The organism is Kineosporia sp. A_224 (assembly GCF_002198655.1).
GTDB lineage: Bacteria > Actinomycetota > Actinomycetes > Actinomycetales > Kineosporiaceae > R-H-3.
The window spans coordinates 1-4,079 of the sequence record NZ_MWLN01000013.1 but is presented as its reverse complement, the minus strand read 5'-3'; the positions used below and the strand labels follow the sequence as shown (position 1 = coordinate 4,079).

2 protein-coding genes and 1 pseudogene are annotated in these 4,079 nt (G+C 77.3%); all 3 read right to left on the bottom strand.

The window, feature by feature from the left end; translation table 11 throughout:
• Positions 1-252: 252 nt before the first annotated feature.
• On the bottom strand, positions 253-1,533 hold the full coding sequence (gene eno / locus EDJALFJO_RS00275) for a phosphopyruvate hydratase (protein ID WP_088281044.1): 1,281 nt from the start codon (positions 1,531-1,533) through the stop codon (positions 253-255).
• A 201-nt stretch (positions 1,534-1,734) separates the two neighbouring features.
• The gene (locus tag EDJALFJO_RS00270; RefSeq protein WP_088281042.1) at positions 1,735-3,645 is read right to left on the bottom strand and encodes a DUF885 family protein; all 1,911 of its coding nucleotides are present in this window, start codon (positions 3,643-3,645) and stop codon (positions 1,735-1,737) included.
• Positions 3,646-3,794: 149 nt separating this feature from the next.
• Positions 3,795-4,079 (bottom strand): annotated as a pseudogene (locus EDJALFJO_RS33905) (hypothetical protein); the annotation flags it as partial.

Here is a 4,079-nt window from a genome sequence, read left to right as displayed (position 1 = left end):
GGCAGGGGCGATCCGCCCCGCCGCCCGACCGGCCGGGGGCGGATCGCCCCTGCCCCGGTCGTGGTGCGGCGGGCCTGCGTGCGGTCATCGCGGTCGTCCCCCTGAACGTCTCGGCCGCGCGGGTGTCGGACGGCCCCACCCGACCATGGCACGCGAGCAGCGCCCGGGTCCGTATTGCGGCCCGGGCGCTGCAGCGTGTCGCGGAAGGTGCTGGTGTGACGTGTGGTGCGAGTGGTGCCGGTCGCGCAGGTGTCAGCCGGCGAACCGCGGGAAGGCCTGACGGCCGGCGTAGACCGCCGCGTCGTCGAGCTCCTCCTCGATGCGCAGGAGCTGGTTGTACTTCGCGACCCGCTCCGACCGCGCCGGGGCGCCGGTCTTGATCTGGCCGCAGTCGGTCGCGACCGCGAGGTCGGCGATCGTCGTGTCCTCGGTCTCGCCCGAGCGGTGGCTCATCATGCAGCGGTACCCGCTGCGGTGCGCGAGCGCGACCGCGTCGAGGGTCTCGGTGAGCGTGCCGATCTGGTTGACCTTGACGAGCAGCGCGTTCGCGGCACCGGTCTGGATGCCCTTGGCGAGGCGGACCGGGTTCGTCACGAACAGGTCGTCGCCGACGAGCTGGATCCGGCTGCCGAGCGCGGACGTGATCGCCGTCCAGCCCTCCCAGTCGTCCTCGTCGAGCGGGTCCTCGATGGAGACGATCGGGAAGCCGTCGACGAGCGAGGTGTAGTAGTCGATCATCTCGGCGCTGGAGCGCTGGGCGCCCTCGAACGCGTACGAGCCGTCCTTGTGGAACTCGGTCGCCGCGACGTCGAGCGCGAGCGCGACGTCGGTGCCGAGGCCGAAGCCGGCCTTCTCGATCGCGACGGCGATGTTCTCCAGCGCCGCGCGGTTCGTCGGCAGGGACGGCGCGAAGCCGCCCTCGTCGCCGAGGCCGGTCGCCAGGCCGTTGCTCTTGAGCACCGACTTCAGCGAGTGGTAGATCTCCGCGCCCCAGCGCAGCGCCTCGCGGAAGCTCTCGGCGCCGATCGGCGCGACCATGAACTCCTGGATGTCGACGCCGCCGTCGGCGTGCGCGCCACCGTTGAGGATGTTCATCATCGGCACGGGGAGGATGTGCGCGTTCGGGCCGCCGAGGTAGCGGAACAGCGGCAGGTTCGCCGAGTCCGCGGCCGCCTTGGCGACGGCGAGCGAGACCCCGAGGATCGCGTTGGCGCCCAGGGACCCCTTGTTGTCGGTGCCGTCGAGGTCGAGCATCGCCTGGTCGACGAGCCGCTGGTCGGCGGCGTCGAAGCCGAGCAGCTCGGGGGCGATCTCGTCGATGACGGCGGTGACGGCCTGCTCGACGCCCTTGCCGCCGTAGCGGCTGGTGTCGCCGTCGCGGCGCTCGACGGCCTCGAAGGCGCCGGTCGAGGCGCCGGAGGGGACGGCCGCGCGGGCGATGGTGCCGTCGTCGAGCGCGACCTCGACCTCGACGGTGGGGTTGCCTCGCGAGTCGAGGATCTCGCGGGCGCCGACGGCCTCGATGCTTGCCACGTCTGCTCCTGAAGGGTTGACGCTCGGGACGGCGCCCGGGTGGGGCGCACGGGTGGTCGAACGGGTGCGGGCGGCGCCGACGTACGGCGCCTGCGGCCGGTGCACCGGCGGACCGACCGGCCCAACCCTATCCAGTGCGGGGCCCGCCGCCCGACCACACAGGTCCCGGGTGCGGTGCCCCGCGACGGTCCGGCCGGGCGGTCAGCGCCGTCCGGCGGACTCCGCGGGGAGCCCGAGCAGGACGGCGAGGTGCCGCGGCGGCACCGGACCGTGGGCGAGGACGGCGTCGTGCACGGTGCGGGGCGCGGCGTCCGGGCGGGCGGCGGAGAGCCGGGCCACGACGTCGGAGACGAGGTGGTCGCCGACGTAGCCGACGCTGCCGCGGACCGGGTGCACGAGGGTCGCCGCGACGACCGCCGCGGCCGCCGCCGGCGCGAGGTGCGCCCGGTCGACGAGCATCGCCGCAGCGTCCTCGTCGGACAGGCCGTGGACGTGGCAGCGGACGTCGACGACGCACCGGACCGCCCGCCGCAGCTGCAGCGCGAGCTGCGCGACCCGGCGCCGGGCGCGCTGCGCGGGCGTGCCGGCGTCCGACAGCGTGAGCAGGCTCTCCGCGACGACCGCCCAGCCCTCGACGAACAGCGGGCTCGGTGCGACGAGCCGGGTCGCGGTCGGCAGCACGGCCTGCGCGGCGTGCGCGGCCTGGAGCTGGTGCCCGGGGACGCCGCAGTGCGCGGCGACGACCTGGCGCAGGGCGCCGCCGACCGCCTCGAGCGCCGGGGTGTCCGGTGTGCCGCTCTCGTCGTGGCCGTCGAACGGGCAGCGGGCCGGGGCCTCGAACCGGTCGGGCACGGTGACCAGGCCGAGGGCGCGCAGCTCGCCGGCGACCTCGTCGAGGACGGCGGCCGGCGGCGGGCCGCCGTCCGCGCTGACGCTGCGGAGCAGGTCGCGGACGCCGTCGGGCCCGGGCGGTGCCCCGAGCAGGCCGGCGAGCTCGGCGAGCTCCTCCTCGACGCCGAGCAGGTCGCTCTCGGCGCGCACGAGGAGGGCCTCCGGCGTGAGCTCGGCGTCGAGGCCGTACCAGAGCCGGGCACCGTAGCGCTGGGCGCCGATCCGCGGGTCGGCGTCCGCCGACGGCCGGACGGCGCGCAGCCAGCGGGCGTGCTCGTCGAGCGCGTCGACGGCGGTGCGCAGCGCGGCGGTGAGCCCGGGCGCGTAGACGTCGGCGTCCTCGAGCGGCGCGACGAGCCCCTCGAGCTGGCCGGGCAGGGCGTCGTGCAGGCGGCGGGTCCGGTCGAGCGCGGCGTCGACGACCGGCGCCGAGAGACCGGTGAGGGTCCGGCGGGCGTGCGCGAGCCGCTCGGGGAGGTCCTCGAGCCGGCCGTGCGCGCAGCGCAGCACCCCGACGACGGTGTCGAGCGCCCCGGTGTCGAGCGGGCTGCCCGCCGGCAGGTCGTGGACGTCGCCGGCTGCGGGCAGCACCCGGGCCGGCACGTGGAGGAGCGCGTCGTGGCCGGCCGGGGCGTCCATGAGCTCCCACTGCCGGCCGGCGACCCAGACCCGCAGGATCTCCAGGTCGACGACGTCCGCGACGTCGAGCACGGTGTCGTCGACGGCGTCGAGCGCGGCGAGGGCGTCGGCGAGAACCCCGTCGGCGTGCGCCGCGCCCTCGGGGGTGAGGTCGGCGAGGTGCGCCGTCCGGGCGGCGCGGGTGCCGCCGGGCGCGCTCTCGGGGGTCAGGGCGAGGACGGCGTCGGCGATCCGGGCCGCGAGACGGCGGAACCCGGCGGTGGCGTCACCGGCGCGGGCACCCGGGCCGCCGCCGAAGATCGCTGCCGGGTCGTCGTCCACGGCCTCGTCGGCCGCGAGGTCGCCGGCCAGGTCGTCGTCGTCGTGATCGTGATGGTCGTGCCCGGTGGTGTCCCGGGCGGCCACGACGGTCGTCAGCTCGGCGTCGGCCGGCTCGACCGGGTCGCCGGGGTCGTCCTCGGGGTCGACGTCGACGGCGTCCGCGGGGTCGGGGAGCCGGGGCGTGCGGGCCGGGTCCGCGCCGAACGCGCCGGTGTCGCCACCGGTGCCGGGGGCGTGCTCGGGGTCCTGGGCGTCCCGCATGGGTCCATCGTGCCGTGCCGGAGCCCGGTGCGCCCACGGCGGGCCGTACCTGCACCGACGTGACGACGCACCGCCGGGGACCGGGAGGTCCGGCGGTGCGTCGCGGGTGCCGGCGGGACGGGCCCGCCGCGGGGTGCGGTTGCCCCTGGTCAGCGCCGTCCGCCGCGGTACTTCGGCGTCCGGCCGGGGCGGCGCTGAGCGGCGGCGCCGGTGCTGCCGCCGCCGCTGCCGAGGATGTCGCTCCAGGCCCGGTCCGACGGGTCGCCGTCCGGTGCGGGCGCGGGGACGGCGGCCGCCGGCGCGACCGGGTCGGGCGCGGCCCAGCCACCGGCGGGCCGGGCCGGCTGCGCCGGCAGCGGGTACGGCGTGAACGGCGGACCGGCAGGGGGCTGCTGCGCGAAGGGCGCGCCCGCCGGGGCCTGGCCGGTGAACGG

What these genes read in the sequence shown, in the direction of transcription:
- EDJALFJO_RS00270 (WP_088281042.1), bottom strand. Translation starts at nt 3,645, where the DNA reads ATGCGGGACGCCCAGGACCCCGAGCACGCCCCCGGCACCGGTGGCGAC.